The 13251-nt window shown below is 52.8% G+C and carries 15 protein-coding genes and 1 pseudogene; 15 read left to right on the forward strand and 1 reads right to left on the reverse strand.

Going from position 1 to position 13251, the window contains the following annotated elements; all coding sequences use genetic code 11:
* Positions 1-1504: 1504 nt before the first annotated feature.
* On the forward strand, positions 1505-1714 hold the full coding sequence (locus V1599_RS12355) for a hypothetical protein (protein ID WP_395300124.1): 210 nt from the start codon (positions 1505-1507) through the stop codon (positions 1712-1714).
* An 84-nt stretch (positions 1715-1798) separates the two neighbouring features.
* Here the strand turns inward: V1599_RS12355 and V1599_RS12360 are convergent, their stop codons facing one another.
* The gene (locus V1599_RS12360; RefSeq protein WP_166714686.1) at positions 1799-2437 is read right to left on the reverse strand and encodes a DUF4145 domain-containing protein; all 639 of its coding nucleotides are present in this window, start codon (positions 2435-2437) and stop codon (positions 1799-1801) included.
* Between the two features lie 131 nt (positions 2438-2568).
* Here V1599_RS12360 and V1599_RS12365 point away from each other — a divergent pair, with 131 nt between their 5' ends.
* The 14 genes and pseudogenes from V1599_RS12365 (at position 2569) to V1599_RS12430 (ending at position 13216) form a co-directional block, all read left to right on the forward strand.
* Positions 2569-3567, forward strand: coding sequence for a terminase small subunit (locus tag V1599_RS12365; RefSeq protein WP_395300125.1), 999 nt, complete (start codon positions 2569-2571; stop codon positions 3565-3567).
* Entirely contained in the window at positions 3545-4852 is a 1308-nt protein-coding gene (locus V1599_RS12370; protein WP_017693498.1) for a terminase large subunit domain-containing protein, read from the forward strand. Before V1599_RS12365 ends, V1599_RS12370 begins: the two co-directional genes overlap by 23 nt.
* 1 nt (position 4853) lies before the next feature.
* Complete coding sequence (locus V1599_RS12375) at positions 4854-6242, forward strand: DUF4055 domain-containing protein (RefSeq protein ID WP_063138784.1); 1389 nt, start codon at positions 4854-4856, stop codon at positions 6240-6242.
* Between the two features lies 1 nt (position 6243).
* Positions 6244-7329 (forward strand): annotated as a pseudogene (locus tag V1599_RS12380) (hypothetical protein); the annotation flags it as partial.
* Positions 7330-7943: 614 nt separating this feature from the next.
* A complete protein-coding gene (locus tag V1599_RS12385; protein ID WP_395300126.1) occupies positions 7944-8129 on the forward strand; it encodes a hypothetical protein in 186 nt (61 codons plus the stop codon).
* 81 nt (positions 8130-8210) lie between these two features.
* A complete protein-coding gene (locus tag V1599_RS12390; protein WP_395300127.1) occupies positions 8211-8993 on the forward strand; it encodes a hypothetical protein in 783 nt (260 codons plus the stop codon).
* A gap of 12 nt (positions 8994-9005) precedes the next feature.
* Complete coding sequence (locus tag V1599_RS12395) at positions 9006-9959, forward strand: major capsid protein (protein ID WP_395300128.1); 954 nt, start codon at positions 9006-9008, stop codon at positions 9957-9959.
* A gap of 53 nt (positions 9960-10012) precedes the next feature.
* Complete coding sequence (locus tag V1599_RS12400; RefSeq protein WP_395300129.1) at positions 10013-10240, forward strand: Ig-like domain-containing protein; 228 nt, start codon at positions 10013-10015, stop codon at positions 10238-10240.
* A gap of 36 nt (positions 10241-10276) precedes the next feature.
* On the forward strand, positions 10277-10759 hold the full coding sequence (locus tag V1599_RS12405; RefSeq protein WP_395300130.1) for a DnaT-like ssDNA-binding protein: 483 nt from the start codon (positions 10277-10279) through the stop codon (positions 10757-10759).
* Between the two features lies 1 nt (position 10760).
* Positions 10761-11111: a hypothetical protein gene (locus V1599_RS12410; RefSeq protein ID WP_395300131.1), complete on the forward strand. Its 351-nt coding sequence runs from the start codon at positions 10761-10763 to the stop codon at positions 11109-11111.
* Position 11112: 1 nt separating this feature from the next.
* Positions 11113-11697 (forward strand): hypothetical protein, encoded by a 585-nt coding sequence (locus V1599_RS12415; RefSeq protein WP_395300132.1) that lies wholly within the window; start codon positions 11113-11115, stop codon positions 11695-11697.
* Positions 11694-12104, forward strand: coding sequence for a DUF4128 domain-containing protein (locus V1599_RS12420; RefSeq protein ID WP_395300133.1), 411 nt, complete (start codon positions 11694-11696; stop codon positions 12102-12104). Before V1599_RS12415 ends, V1599_RS12420 begins: the two co-directional genes overlap by 4 nt.
* Positions 12105-12173: 69 nt before the next feature.
* Positions 12174-12845 carry a phage tail protein gene (locus V1599_RS12425; RefSeq protein WP_395300134.1) on the forward strand — a complete coding sequence of 224 codons (672 nt, stop codon included), beginning with the start codon at positions 12174-12176 and terminating at the stop codon, positions 12843-12845.
* A 59-nt stretch (positions 12846-12904) separates the two neighbouring features.
* The gene (locus tag V1599_RS12430) at positions 12905-13216 is read left to right on the forward strand and encodes a phage tail assembly chaperone (RefSeq protein ID WP_395300135.1); all 312 of its coding nucleotides are present in this window, start codon (positions 12905-12907) and stop codon (positions 13214-13216) included.
* Positions 13217-13251: the final 35 nt, after the last annotated feature.

Consider the following 13251-nt stretch of genomic DNA (forward strand, 5'->3'; position numbering starts at 1 on the left):
ACAAAAAACTGCTTTCTTCTAATGCCTGATGGGTATACGGGATGAATGATTAGCGAAGAATTTCAACAATGCTCACAACTTTATTTTGTCTGTCAGCTACATTTTAATGGCACGAGTGATTCGATATCTCTGCCATACAGATGAATCCCCCTGAGCGGAGGGGCAACCAGTCACTGCTGGACGTAGTGTTGCGGGTTTGCAGAGTGATGCAAGTCCACCGGGAGGCACCCGGCGTCTGAATGCTTGACTAAAGGAATAGGGTACACGTCGAAATGACGTGCGAAGTAATACCTACTTACTGCTAGACCCAGCCAGTTCTGTCCGAGCTGGCTTTTTTTTGAAAAAAAAAGCCCTCTCATCGAGGGCTACAGGAGTCTCAGTTTCGTTGCTCTTTTTATTGATGTTCCCCGGAGTTGGCATTCTCCGCATCAGAGTCATGTATAGCCTGGCAGCCAGGCAGATAACAACAAGCGTAAGCGTGGGATATTAAGAATTTCCTCAGATTGTTGTCATTGGTGGATGGGCTAAAGACCTTGAAGCAGTAAGCGGGTTTACCGCAGCCATAAAGCCATGCAGAAGCCATGATGCTGCCCCGAGTCGCGTAGTGGCGAGCAGGTATAGCAGACCGTGGTGAGGGTTAATAAGGGGAAATGCTCCGATAGGGCAGCGCGAACTCCAGACGCGTAGCGGTTTTAAGCGTCGATGAAACGACGGCAACTAAAGGGCTGGAGCGTGGCCACTCCGGGAGGTGGCAGCAATTACAAAGCTCAGCTGCTGGTGGGCTTAATAAGGTTTTTCTACAACTATCTGAGATGCGGCCTTAGCATAATTAGATAATTTTTATGATGGTTCCGGCATCTTTTAATTTTGTGTAAGTAAAACCCACCGCTCCGTAAAATGATACGCAAAGGAATATCAAAGCGAAGAGCATTACGTAGAAACTGACGTCACCCTTAACAGAAAATTGATAAATTGCAAAAAAACATAGTAAGACGAATGCTGACAGGGAGGATAGTGCAATAAAAGAATAAAGAAAAATCATGAGCATCTCGTCCTGAGGTTAACTTATGTCAAACCATTGTATCTACAGCCTGGCTGATTACCAACCTACATCAGTGCAACGCGCTTCTGAAAGGTTACATACGCATCGCCTTGAGGTACCGTTTACGATGCTGATTTTCGGTTAATTAGCTCACCGCACTGCTTGATGCTTGCAGCCTGCGGGAAAACGCAGGCAGTTTATGTCCCGGCTCCGGTAGTGCCAATAAGCTTTGACCTAATCGCAGACACGTCGATCCCCGGAATGATGGTTCCGTTCACGTGGCAGGCAAGTCTGGAGTTAAACGCTCAGCTCTATACGGCGCTGGGGCAGTGCAATTTGGATAAGGCGGGGATTAGAAAAGTAGAGGTTATGCGATCTGCATAGTAAATAAGAACATATATCCTTGAGAAGTAGTATCGAAGTTGTAATTTATGACTTCCATTTGAATAAAAGGAGGTCGTTATGTTAGAAAGCTATTTTGGAAGCGCTGGCGTTAATAGAGAAGATAAACAGCGTCTCCTTGCTGTTCAGGCAGCATTAGAAATTGCGAAGGCTTCTTCTGGAGCTAGTGGTGCAAATGCAAGGACGGACAAAGTAGAAGAAGATTTAAAACACACAGCAGAAAAAATTGGTGTACTTGCAGATGCTATCCAAGCGGCTTTAGCAAGATGATATGATTTTTGAACGAACCGCCTTCGGGCGGTTTTTATGCCATCACCATGAAAAGTCTCATCGTAATGGCACATGCTTTAGAGGCTATTCAGGTTCTCGCTTAGCTTTTACCATTGCGGGTAACGTAAAGGAGTACGTCAAAAACACCTCTGTAAATTTAAGCAACTGATCGACCTCGTCAGCAGTAAACTCTTCGTCAGAATGAACAGCACCATTAGTATCTATACGTACTATATGAGCCCAGTCAGCCATTTCTTGCGTAATTAAACCAGTCTCCCTAAGCGCTGATATGCGTCTAACAAGCTTATCTTCCTCTTTTAAGTGAAGTACTTTTGTAGCTATATCAATCACTTTTCTGCAATTCATTGCACTAGTTTCATACCTTCCGCGTGTGAAGTCATCTTTTGCTTCAATAAAGAATTTTGCTGCTCTTTCTGGTGTGTTTGCAGGAGCATCTAAGGCCAGTTTCTTGGGGTATGTTCGAAGTACATTCATTCTGTCAGCTGACCTGGCCTCTATAGGATATATTGTGTTGTTTGCCTGTTTCTCAGGGCTGCTATGGGAACCAGTTTGAATTTCAGCGATAAGCAATCTCAAGCAAGATTGGCATTGAAAAACTACAGAGTAAACTCCGGAAGCAAGGGGAGCTTCGTTAATTGAGCTGAGGACGGCATTTTCTTTCAGGCAATGCGGACATGTGTCATTGATAGATAACATTCCCATCTATTAATTCCCTTATTCTAGATAACAATAATGGTGCCCCTCACTGGCAAACTAGGTGGCTCTGAAGCAAGCGGCTTTATGATTTATCCTACTAATATCCATCAACTATAAGCAAAAAACTAGAGGTATCTATGGCAAAACCGGACTGGGGCGAGCTTCAGCAACGGTTCCTGTCCGAACATGCCGCAACCGGCGTTTCACCAAAGGAGTGGTGTGAAGCGCAGGGACTGAATTACGCTACGGCCCGTCGATATATTAAAAAACCTTCTGCGCAAACTGCGCAAAAATCTGCGCAGAAAAGAGTGCGCACTGCGCAGAAAGAACAAAGCGCAGAAGAGCTGGTGGATGATGATGGACTTACTGCTCAGCAACGCTTGTTTGTTGCGGAATACCTAAAGGATGGTAACGCCACACAAGCAGCTATCAGGGCGGGTTACAGCAAAAAATCCGCTGAACAAATTGGTTATCAACTCCTTCAGAAAACTTCAGTTGCCCAGGCTATTGCACAACAGCAGAAAGCATCCATTGCGCGCACGCTTGGCGGTGCCGATGAAGTCCTCGCGCAGATGTGGCAGCTTGCCACCTTCGATGCAAACCAGCTATCGCAGTATCGCCGCGGCGCGTGTCGTTACTGCTGGGGCTTCGGTCACCATTACCAGTGGCGCGATATGGTGGAGTTCGAAGAGAAGCGACTCGAAGCGCTTGAGCGGAAAAGTCGCGAGCCCGCTGATGTTGGTGGCTATGGCTATGACCATAATCGTGAGCCTAACCCTGCCTGCCCACGCTGCAACGGCGATGGTATCGGCCAGCCTTACTTCGCTGATACGCGTAAACTCTCGCCAGTCTCGCGACTCGCTTACTCCGGCGTAAAGGTCGGAAAGAACGGCGTCGAGATAACCGCTATCAGCCGTGAGCGAATGTTTGAAGCGGTAATGAAGCGGCTCGGCCTGGCGGATAGCGAGTTCGCTCAGCGTCTCCAGCAGATCGAAATCGACCGCCGGTTGCTGGAAGTGGAAAAACTCCGCAAAGAGCTGGCCGGTGATGGTGATGATGACGAACCGACCCCAGTGCAGATCAATATCAACGTAGTGGACGCGAGGGCGGAAGATGGGGATCAGCCCGACACTTAACATCCCTCAGGCGCGTTTCCTCGCGATGCAGCACAAATTCAAAGCCTACGTTGCCGGGTTCGGTTCCGGTAAGACGTGGGTGGGTTGTGGCGGCATCTGTAAGGGGATGTGGGAGCACCCTAAAATTAACCAGGGTTATTTCGCGCCGACGTACCCGCAGATTCGTGACATCTTCTACCCGACGATTGAGGAAGTGGCCTTTGACTGGGGGCTGAGCGTCATAATCAATGAGGGGAACAAAGAGGTTCACTTCTACGAGGGGCGACGATACCGCGGGACCACAATCTGCCGCTCAATGGAGAAGCCCGGCTCGATAGTCGGTTTCAAAATCGGTAACGCGATGGTTGATGAGCTGGACGTCATGGCGGCAGCCAAAGCGCAACAGGCATGGCGAAAAATCATAGCCCGTATGCGTTACAAGGTCGATGGGTTGCGTAACGGCATCGATGTCACCACAACGCCGGAAGGCTTCAAGTTCGTATACCAGCAGTTCGTGAAGGCGGTGCGTGAAAAGCCCGAGCTTTCTGCTCTGTACGGTCTGATACAGGCCAGTACGTTCGACAACGCGAAGAACCTGCCCCCGGATTACATCCCGTCGCTGCTGAGTTCTTACCCTGACGAACTGATTCAGGCATACCTGCGCGGGAAGTTCACGAACCTCAACAGCGGGACCATTTACCACACCTTTAACCGTAAGCTGAACAATTGTTCTGATGAGATTCAGGATGGGGATCCGCTGTTCATCGGTATGGACTTCAACGTGGGAAAAATGGCCGCGATTGTTCACGTAAAGCGTAACGGCCTACCGCGCGCGGTTCGTGAACTGGTGAAGGTCTATGATACTCCGGCGATGATTAAGCGTATCCAGGAAGAGTTCTGGCGATATGAGGATGGTCGCTACGTTAAAAGCCGTGAGATTTACATCTATCCGGATGCGTCAGGTGACTCCCGCAAATCGCAGAACGCCAGCAAGACGGATATTGCCCAGCTTAACGATGCCGGCTTCAGCGTCATCGTTGATGATGCCAACCCGCCGGTTAAAGACCGCATTAACTCTATGAACGCCATGTTCTGCAACGCCAACGGTGAGCGCCGCTATCTGGTCAACGTCCAGAATTGCCCGGTCTACACCGAGAGCCTCGAGCAGCAAATCTGGGCGGCTAATGGCGAACCGGATAAATCAGCGGATAACGATCACCCCAATGATGCTGGTGGGTACTTCATTGTGAAGGATTACCCCATCGTGAAACCGGCATATTCAATCACCATGGACACCACTTTCTGATATGGCAAACGACGACATCACCTGGGTTCGACCAGAACACCGGGCGGCTTCTGCTGCCTGGCGGAAATACAGAGACTTTTGCAAAGGAGCTGAGGCCGTAAAAGCGGCGGGCAATAAGTATCTGCCTTATCTCGATCCAACCGATAAATCCACGCGCAATCGCAAGCGCAATGAGGACTATCTGCGCCGCGCTGTATTTTACGCCATTGCCGGCAATACGAAGATCGGCATGCTTGGCATGGCGTATCGCAAAGACCCAACGTTTAACGGCCCGGAGAAGCTGAAATACCTGCTGGATAATGCTGACGGGGCGGGTACCAGCATTTATCAGCAGTCACAGCTGGTGGTCGAGAACGTGCTCGAGGTGGCGCGAGATGGGCTTTATGTTGACTATGCAGAGGCATCAGACGAAGCGATCATTCTCCGCTATCCGACAGAGAACATCATTAACTGGCGAACGAAGCGCATTAACGGACGCGATCAGCTGGTGCTGGTGGTCCTGCGCGAATGCGTAGAAGAGCCGGATGGTTACGCTTACAAGGACGAAATTCAGTACCGCGAGCTGGCGCTGGAAGAAGGGAAGTTTATCTGCCGTGTATGGCGCCTGGCAGGTGGCACTGCAAGCGGAACCTATGCCGTCGACAGCGAATATCATCCGAAGCCTAAAGGAAAGGAATACTGGGATGAAATCCCGTTCACCTTTGTCGGTGCTCAGAACAACGATCCCACTATCGATGATTCACCGCTGGCCGCGCTTGTGGAGATAAACCATGGCCATTATCGAAACAGCGCTGACTATGAGGACAGCGTGTGGTTCTGTGGTCAGGTGCAGCCTTATATGACTGGGCTTGATACCAACTGGCGCGATCACCTCGAAAAGAAGGGCGTGAAAATTGGTTCCCGATCACCGCTTTTGCTTCCTAAAGATGGCTCGTTTGGCTATGCCCAGGCGCAGCCGAACATGCTGGCTAAAGAGGCCATGGACAGCAAGCGCGATTACATGGTGCAGCTGGGCGCCCGACTGATTGAGCAGAACGCCACGGCCAAGACTGCTACCCAGGCCAGCGGTGAGCAGACATCATCAACATCGGTGCTGGGTATCTGCGTTTCGAACGTTTCTGAGGCTTACACGCTGGCGCTGGGCTGGTGTGCAAAGTACCTGGGCATTAATGGGGATGAGCCAGCTTACATCATCAACCAGGAATTTATAGCGAAGGTTGCCGAATCCGGGATGGTCACCGCCATTGTGAACGCCTGGCAGTCCGGCGCGCTGCGCGATACTGACATGATTCGGGCGCTTCAGAAACTCGACCTCATCAACCCGGCAGACAGCCCGGATGATGTGATTGATGCGCTCCGCAATCAGGCTCCCTCATTGACCGGGGGCTGATATGGCAACAGTCAACGAAAGTTTGCGGGATGAGGCCATTGCTCATTCCGTCTGGATTAGCCGCTATGCGACAGGTGTCGCTAACCGGATGGTGAAGCTGCTTAACGAGACGGACGCAGAACTATCTGCCCGTCTGCTGGATGCACTGGATCGGCTTCCGGCTGATAGCTTCACGGTTACTCGTCTGGAAAGCTTGCTCGGCAGCGTACGCGAACTTAACCATCAGGCTGTGGCTTCAATGCAGTCCGGTCTGGAAGGGGAACTGCTGGCGCTTTCCAGGAACGAGGTCAGTTATCAGTTGAGCCTGTTCGATTCCCTTCTTCCCTCACAGGTGCTGGCACGCTACCCGCTACAGGGAATCACCGCCGATATGGTTTATGCCGCGGCGATGGCTCAGCCATTTCAGGGGCGCCTGCTGAGTGAGTGGGCGGAGAATCTGGAATCGGACAGGCTGGCGCGGGTCATAAACCCTGTACGCCGTGGCTACCTTGCTGGCGACACGGTTGAAACCATCGCCCGAAGCGTGCGCGGCCATGCCAATAAAGACTATCGCGACGGCGCGCTGCAAATGAGCAGGGCAAACGCTGCCAGTATTGCAAAAACAGCAGTGAATCACCTGGCGGCTACAGCGCGCAACAGCTTCACCAGTGCCAACAGCGATATCGTGAAGGGCAAGCAATGGCTATCAACGCTGGACAACAAAACCAGTCACGACTGCATTATTCGCGACCTGCTGCGCTATACGCTTGAGAATAAGCCGATAGGGCACAAGGTGCCGTATTTACAGGGGCCGGGGAAAATACATTTCTGTTGTCGTTCTACAGAAACGTTAATCCTGAAGTCCTGGCGAGAACTCGGCATTGATGTTGATGAAATGGACGAGGGTACCCGCGCCAGCATGGATGGGCAGGTACCGGGGAAAACATCATATCTGGAATGGCTCGCGCGCCAGCCGGCACAACGCCAGGATCAGGTTCTGGGAGCTGAACGTGGACGGATGTTCCGGGCGGGTGAAATCGACCTGGGCGAAATGTACACGGACAAAGGCGAGTGGATAAGCCTCGAACAGCTCCAGGAGCGTTCCGGCGGGGTATCAACCGCAGAGTCCTCACGTTCTCTGGATGAGCTGGTGGAGTGGATGACCGGCCGCGTGGCGCAGAATGTGAAGTTCCCGGATGGTGTATCTCTGGATGAAGCGAAACAGGCAGCACAGGCGGCATTCGATGTTATCCAGCGGTTCGGGCTCCAGCCCGTTGCGGCATTCGGTAACACACTGGATGTTCCGGCAACTGCGGCAGGTGCATATGAATCATCGTCACGAATCGTGCACCTTTCCCGGTGGGCAATGGACAGCAGCGAATGGGAAAATATTCTGAAGAACAGCGCAGGGATCGACATGACAATGATGGTAAGGCCATCAGTCGCGTCATCTTCGCTGTCTCAGGGGGTGCTGGATGCTTCCCCTGCGGAGTTGCCGTATGTTGCGGTGGCATCGGTTAAGGGCACCGTGTGGCATGAACTGGGCCACCATCTGTATTATTCCCGGCCTGAAGTTGGTGCTCTGGTTGAAAGTGCTTATGATGATGGCTGGTGGCGTGCTCTCAGCGCCTATGCCGCAGAAGCGCCGAAAGAACTGTTTGCTGAGGTCGTATCGGCGTTTATGAGCGGCCAGAATGACACTATCAACCCCGAGATCCTCAAGTGGCTGAAACAACATTCCCATTCCTGAAAAAAGCGTCAGAGCTGGCTCATACGGAGCCATTGCCGGATAACGTTATCGAACAACTGGATGCTATCTGCAAAGAGGCTGGCGAGGCCACGCCTGAAGGCAGGATGATTGGCGTCCTGATCGGCTCGGTTTACACCCGGCTAAACAATCCTGATTAAGCAATAAACAAACACTCTGAGCCCTGGCAACCGCCGGGGCTTTTTTATGGGCGAGGCCCGGCAAAATCCCGAGGGGTAATTATGTTAATTCGACACATGCTTCTGAAATATTACGCTCCTGAAAATGGAGGTGAAGGTGGTGGTGGTGGTGGTGGTGGTGGTATTGAGATCACCCCCGAAATTCAGAAGCTGATTGATGAGCGCGTGACGAATGAAGTCACCGGGCTTAAATCGAAAAATAATGAGCTGCTGGGCACCATTAAGCAGCAAAAAGAAAACCTGTCCCGCTTTGACGGTATCGACCCTGATGCGGTGCGCGGAATCCTGCAGCGTTTTTCTGACGACGAAGAGGCAAAGCTGATTGCCGCCGGGAAAATTGATGAGGTGCTCGATAAGCGCACAGAGCGCATGCGTGCTGATGTAGATAAAAAGATTAAAGCGGCAAACGAACGCGCGGAAAAAGCCGAAGCGTTCTCCAACAAATTCCGGGACCGCGTCCTGGGTGATGCAATCCGAGCAACAGCCGCGAAGACTGGCGCGTTGCCGGAAGCATCGGACGATCTGATTCTGCGTGCCAAAGGCACATTCCAGCTCAACGACGAAGGCGAGGCCGTAGCGGTTGATGCAAATGGCGATGTTCTGTTCGGCAAAGACGGCAAAACCCCCCTAAGCCCTCTTGAATGGGCGGAGTCTCTCAAGGAGACGGCTCCGCACCTGTTTCCGCGCGCTGAAGGTACTGGCGCTGGTGGACATAAGCCAGGTGGCGGTGGCGGCAGTCTGAAACGTTCAGAAATGAGCGCCAGCGATAAGGCGGATTATATCCGCAAGCATGGCCAGCAGGCCTTCCTCAAACTTCCGAAATAAGGGATTTAAACCATGGCTACGACTGTTAATACCGACCTGGTTATTTATGACGACCTGGCACAGACCGCGTTCCTTGAGCGTCGCCAGGACAATCTGGAAGTGTTCAACGCTTCCTCCAACGGCGCGATTCTGCTGGATAACGAACTGATTGAGGGCGACTTCCGTAAGCGCGCCTTCTACAAAGTGGGTGGTTCCATTGAATCGCGTGACGTGAACTCTGTAGGAAAAGTCACGGGTAAAAAAATCGGTGCCGGGGAAGCGGTATCCGTTAAAGCACCGTGGAAATACGGCCCGTATGAAACCACGGAAGAGGCCTTTAAACGCCGTGGTCGCTCCGTTGATGAGTTCTCAGAAGTGATCGGCGTTGATGTCGCAGATGCCACGCTGGAAGGCTACGTGAAATACGGCCTGAAAGCGCTGACTGCGGCGATTGGTGCTAACGCCGACATGGTCGTAACCGCCGATATTGAGACCGACGGTAAAAAGACCCTGACGCGCGGCCTGCGTAAGTACGGCGACAAGTTCAACCGTGTGGTGCTCTTCGTGATGCACTCTGCCACCTACTTCGACATTGTTGATGAGGCGATTGCCAACAAAATCTACGAAGAAGCGGGCGTGGTGGTTTACGGTGGGCAGCCGGGCACGCTGGGTAAACCTGTGCTGGTGACCGACACCATGGACGCTGATGCGATCCTTGGGCTGGTAGCTGGAGCGGTTACCGTCACCGAGTCTCAGGCGCCGGGCTTCCGTTCCTACGATATCAACGATCAGGAAAACCTTGCGGTTGGCTATCGCGCTGAAGGCGTGGTGAACGTTGATCTGCTGGGCTACAGCTGGGATACCGCCAAAGGTGATAACCCTGACCTGACCGCCATCGGCACTGCGGGCAACTGGAAGAAACACTTCACCAGCAACAAATCCACGGCAGGCGTGCTGATCAAACTGGAATCCGCGGTGGGGGAGTAACGCTGTCAGCGGATAAAACCTCCGCTACTGCTGACAGCACCGACGCGGTAACTGTGTCCCTGAAATACACGCTGAACGGCTCCGGTGTATCCGGTAAAACCGTAGCGTGGACGTCCACAGGGGGCACGCTCAGCACGGCCAACTCTCAAACGGGCTCTGCTGGTGGTGCAACGGTGAAACTCACATCAGACGTGGCTGGAGCCTTCACGGTAACCAGCACGGTTGATGGCGTGGCGAAGACCACAGAGGAGATCACCTTCACTGCGCCTTCCGGTGAATAACGAATGGGGCGAAAGCCCCATAAACTGGATGATTCGATGATCAATTCCGATATCACTTCCCCGGATGCCAACAGCTATGCCACTGAAGACGATTTGATCGCTTTCGGCGCGCTACGCGGCATAGAACTGCCTGACAGTCTGATACCTCTGCTGATTAAAGCAATGGACTACCTCGAAGGGCTGGACTGGGTAGGTTACCGGGCAAACCCCCGGCAGCCGCTGACGTGGCCGCGCGAGAATGTTGTCTTGGACGGCTACGACTTCCCCGCCGATGAGGTTCCACGTGAAGTTGTTACTGCGCAGTGCATGCTGGCAGTAGAGGCAATCGACGGCGATTTACTTTCCAGCTCTCGCGAGGCTGCTGTGAAAACTGAACGCGTGGAAGGTGCTGTCACCATGACCTATGCGGTCGCAGATGGTGAAGTCTTCACACCGTCCTATCCTGCTGTCATGGCGCTGCTGGGCGACCTTGCTGGTGGTCGTGGCTACGCAATCAATTCATTTGCAGAGAGGGCCTGATATGGCGATTGATTACCAACGTATGCAGGCCAGGACGACCCGCATGCTCAGGCAGAACGGCGCGATGTACAACGTCACCCGTAAAGGCTCGGTAACGGTTATCGGCGGCGTTGAGCATAAAACTGAAGAGGTTCGTTTTACTGCTGTGGGCGTGAAGACCGAATACGCGCCTGGCGAAATTGATGGAACGGTCATCGTTAACGGCGACGTGCAGATCGTTTTTACGGCAGAGCAGGAAATTAAAATCGGCGATGTGGTTGATATCGACGGCACAGCCTACCGTGTTGTCAAACCCAACCCGGCAAAACCTGCCGTGCTGGTACTCTGCTATAAAGCGCAACTGAGGGCTTAGCATGGGCGAGAACGCGGCTTTCCTGGCTGAAATCACGGCTTTCGTTAATAAGGCGAAAACGAATCAGGAAGCAGTGGTGCGCGCCGTCGGAATCAAAATTCTTAACCAGCTGGTGGTGATGTCACCAGTAGGCAACCCGGAGTTATGGGAAGTTAACCACACGGCCGTTTCCTATAATCGCGCTGTTTACGACCACAACGAGGCGCAGCGCGCCAATCCCGACAACCTGACCAAAACCGGGCGACTGAAGAAAAAAGCCCGGGTAGTGGATGGGATGGATATCAAAGCACCGCCGGGGTATACGGGCGGACGCTTTCGCGGTAACTGGCAGGTGTCCTTTGATGCGCCAACGACTGACGAGACAGGTCGAATAGACAAGACCGGCGACCTGACAAAAGCGGCCGGGAACTACACGCTGTCGCTCTTCAAAGTCGGGATGAAGGCCATTTATTTCTGCAACAACGTGCCCTATGCCTACCCGCTTGAAATGGGGCATTCCACACAGGCTCCGGGCGGGATGGTCCGCATAACTGTAGCTGAGTTTCAACGCTTCTTTGAGGAAGCTGTAAGGGAGGTGACTAAGTGATCCCTGATATTGCATCTGCACTGGCCGCCAGACTGGGTGCCTGGGCCGATTCTGAGGGCATTTCGGTTGCATGGGAGAACGTGCCGTTTACACCTCCTGCTAACGAGATGTACCTGGCCGTTCACTATATGCCCGTTACGCCGCGAACTATCGATCTTGGATTACGCTGCCGGACTTATTCAGGCGTGTACCAGATTAATGTCGTGGCGCCGGCCGGCTCCGGCCGTACCTCCGTCGTTGCTCTGGCGGGCAGGGTTGCGGAATTGTTCCCAGAGGGGCAGGAAATTGCAGGCAAAGACTATACCTGCTGGATTAGCAGCGCGCCCGGCATATTCCGCGGCATCCTTACACCTGTGTCCTACACCGTTCCTGTCAGCCTGAATTACAGGGCTGACATTATCAGCTGATTCCCTCTTTGATGTTCCACATCTCACCGGCTTAAGGCCGGTTTTCTTGTTTCTGAAGGAGTAACCATTATGGGCTTTGCACTGCCTAACGGCGCTCATGTATATCTGGCGTCGGGCTACGGCCCGGCCATTACTTTCACCGGCGCGACGAATGCAGAGAACGCGGTGATCACCGTAAGCGCCGCGGACGATATTGCGGTCGGCGATATCGTTCACGTGAACTGCAACTGGTCGGGTATTGATAACGTCATCGCGAAAATCGACGCGATTGCTGAGAATGCTGTCACCCTTCGCAACATCAATACTACGAATAAAAACAAATACGCCGCGGGCGGCGGTTCCGGCTCCATTCGCAAGATTGAAGAATGGACCGAGCTGCCGCAAATTACCGAGGTGTCGAAATCCGGCGGTGATCAGAACACCACACAGATTCAGTTCCTGAGCGATGACCGCCAGCGAAACCTGAACACCTATAAATCCGCAGTCTCGCAGACCTACTCGATCGCGCATGACTCCACGCTCCCGGTATATCCATTGCTGCGCCAGCTGGACGAAGACGAAGAGACCGTGGCGGCTTACATGTACGTGCCGAAGGCGAAGGAGAACCGTTACTGGGCGGCCACGGCATCTTTTGACGACACGCCGACTACGGCGGTCAACGAAGTAGAAACGGTAAGCGTCGTGCTGAACCTGCAGTCGCCAGCGATGACGTTCTACAAAATCACAGGCGCCACGGCATAAGCCGGGGCCAACAATAATCAAGGCCACCCATGTGGGGGCCTTTTCGCTAAGAGGTACTGATGGCGACTAAATTCACCCTTCAGCCCAAACCAACTTTCAAGGCCAACGTCTCGATCCCGCGCGCTGGCGATGAGGATGGCGTACTGACATTCACATTCAATCATAAGCCACTCAAAGAGCTGGCTGACTTGGAAAAACTGGAAGGAAAAACCGCCATTGATTTTCTGATGGAAATTATTTCTGGTTGGGCGCTCCCCGATGCATTCAACGCGGAGAATCTGTTGGTGCTGCTGGAAAACTATCCGGCTGCAATGAAGGCTATCCCTGAAACCTACTATCGCGAATTGATGGGGCGGCGCGAAAAAAACTGATAGCGGTTGCCTCTGCGTTCTATACGCCTGAACCC

This window comes from Enterobacter sp. ECC-175 (assembly GCF_043968675.1).
Lineage (GTDB): Bacteria > Pseudomonadota > Gammaproteobacteria > Enterobacterales > Enterobacteriaceae > Enterobacter.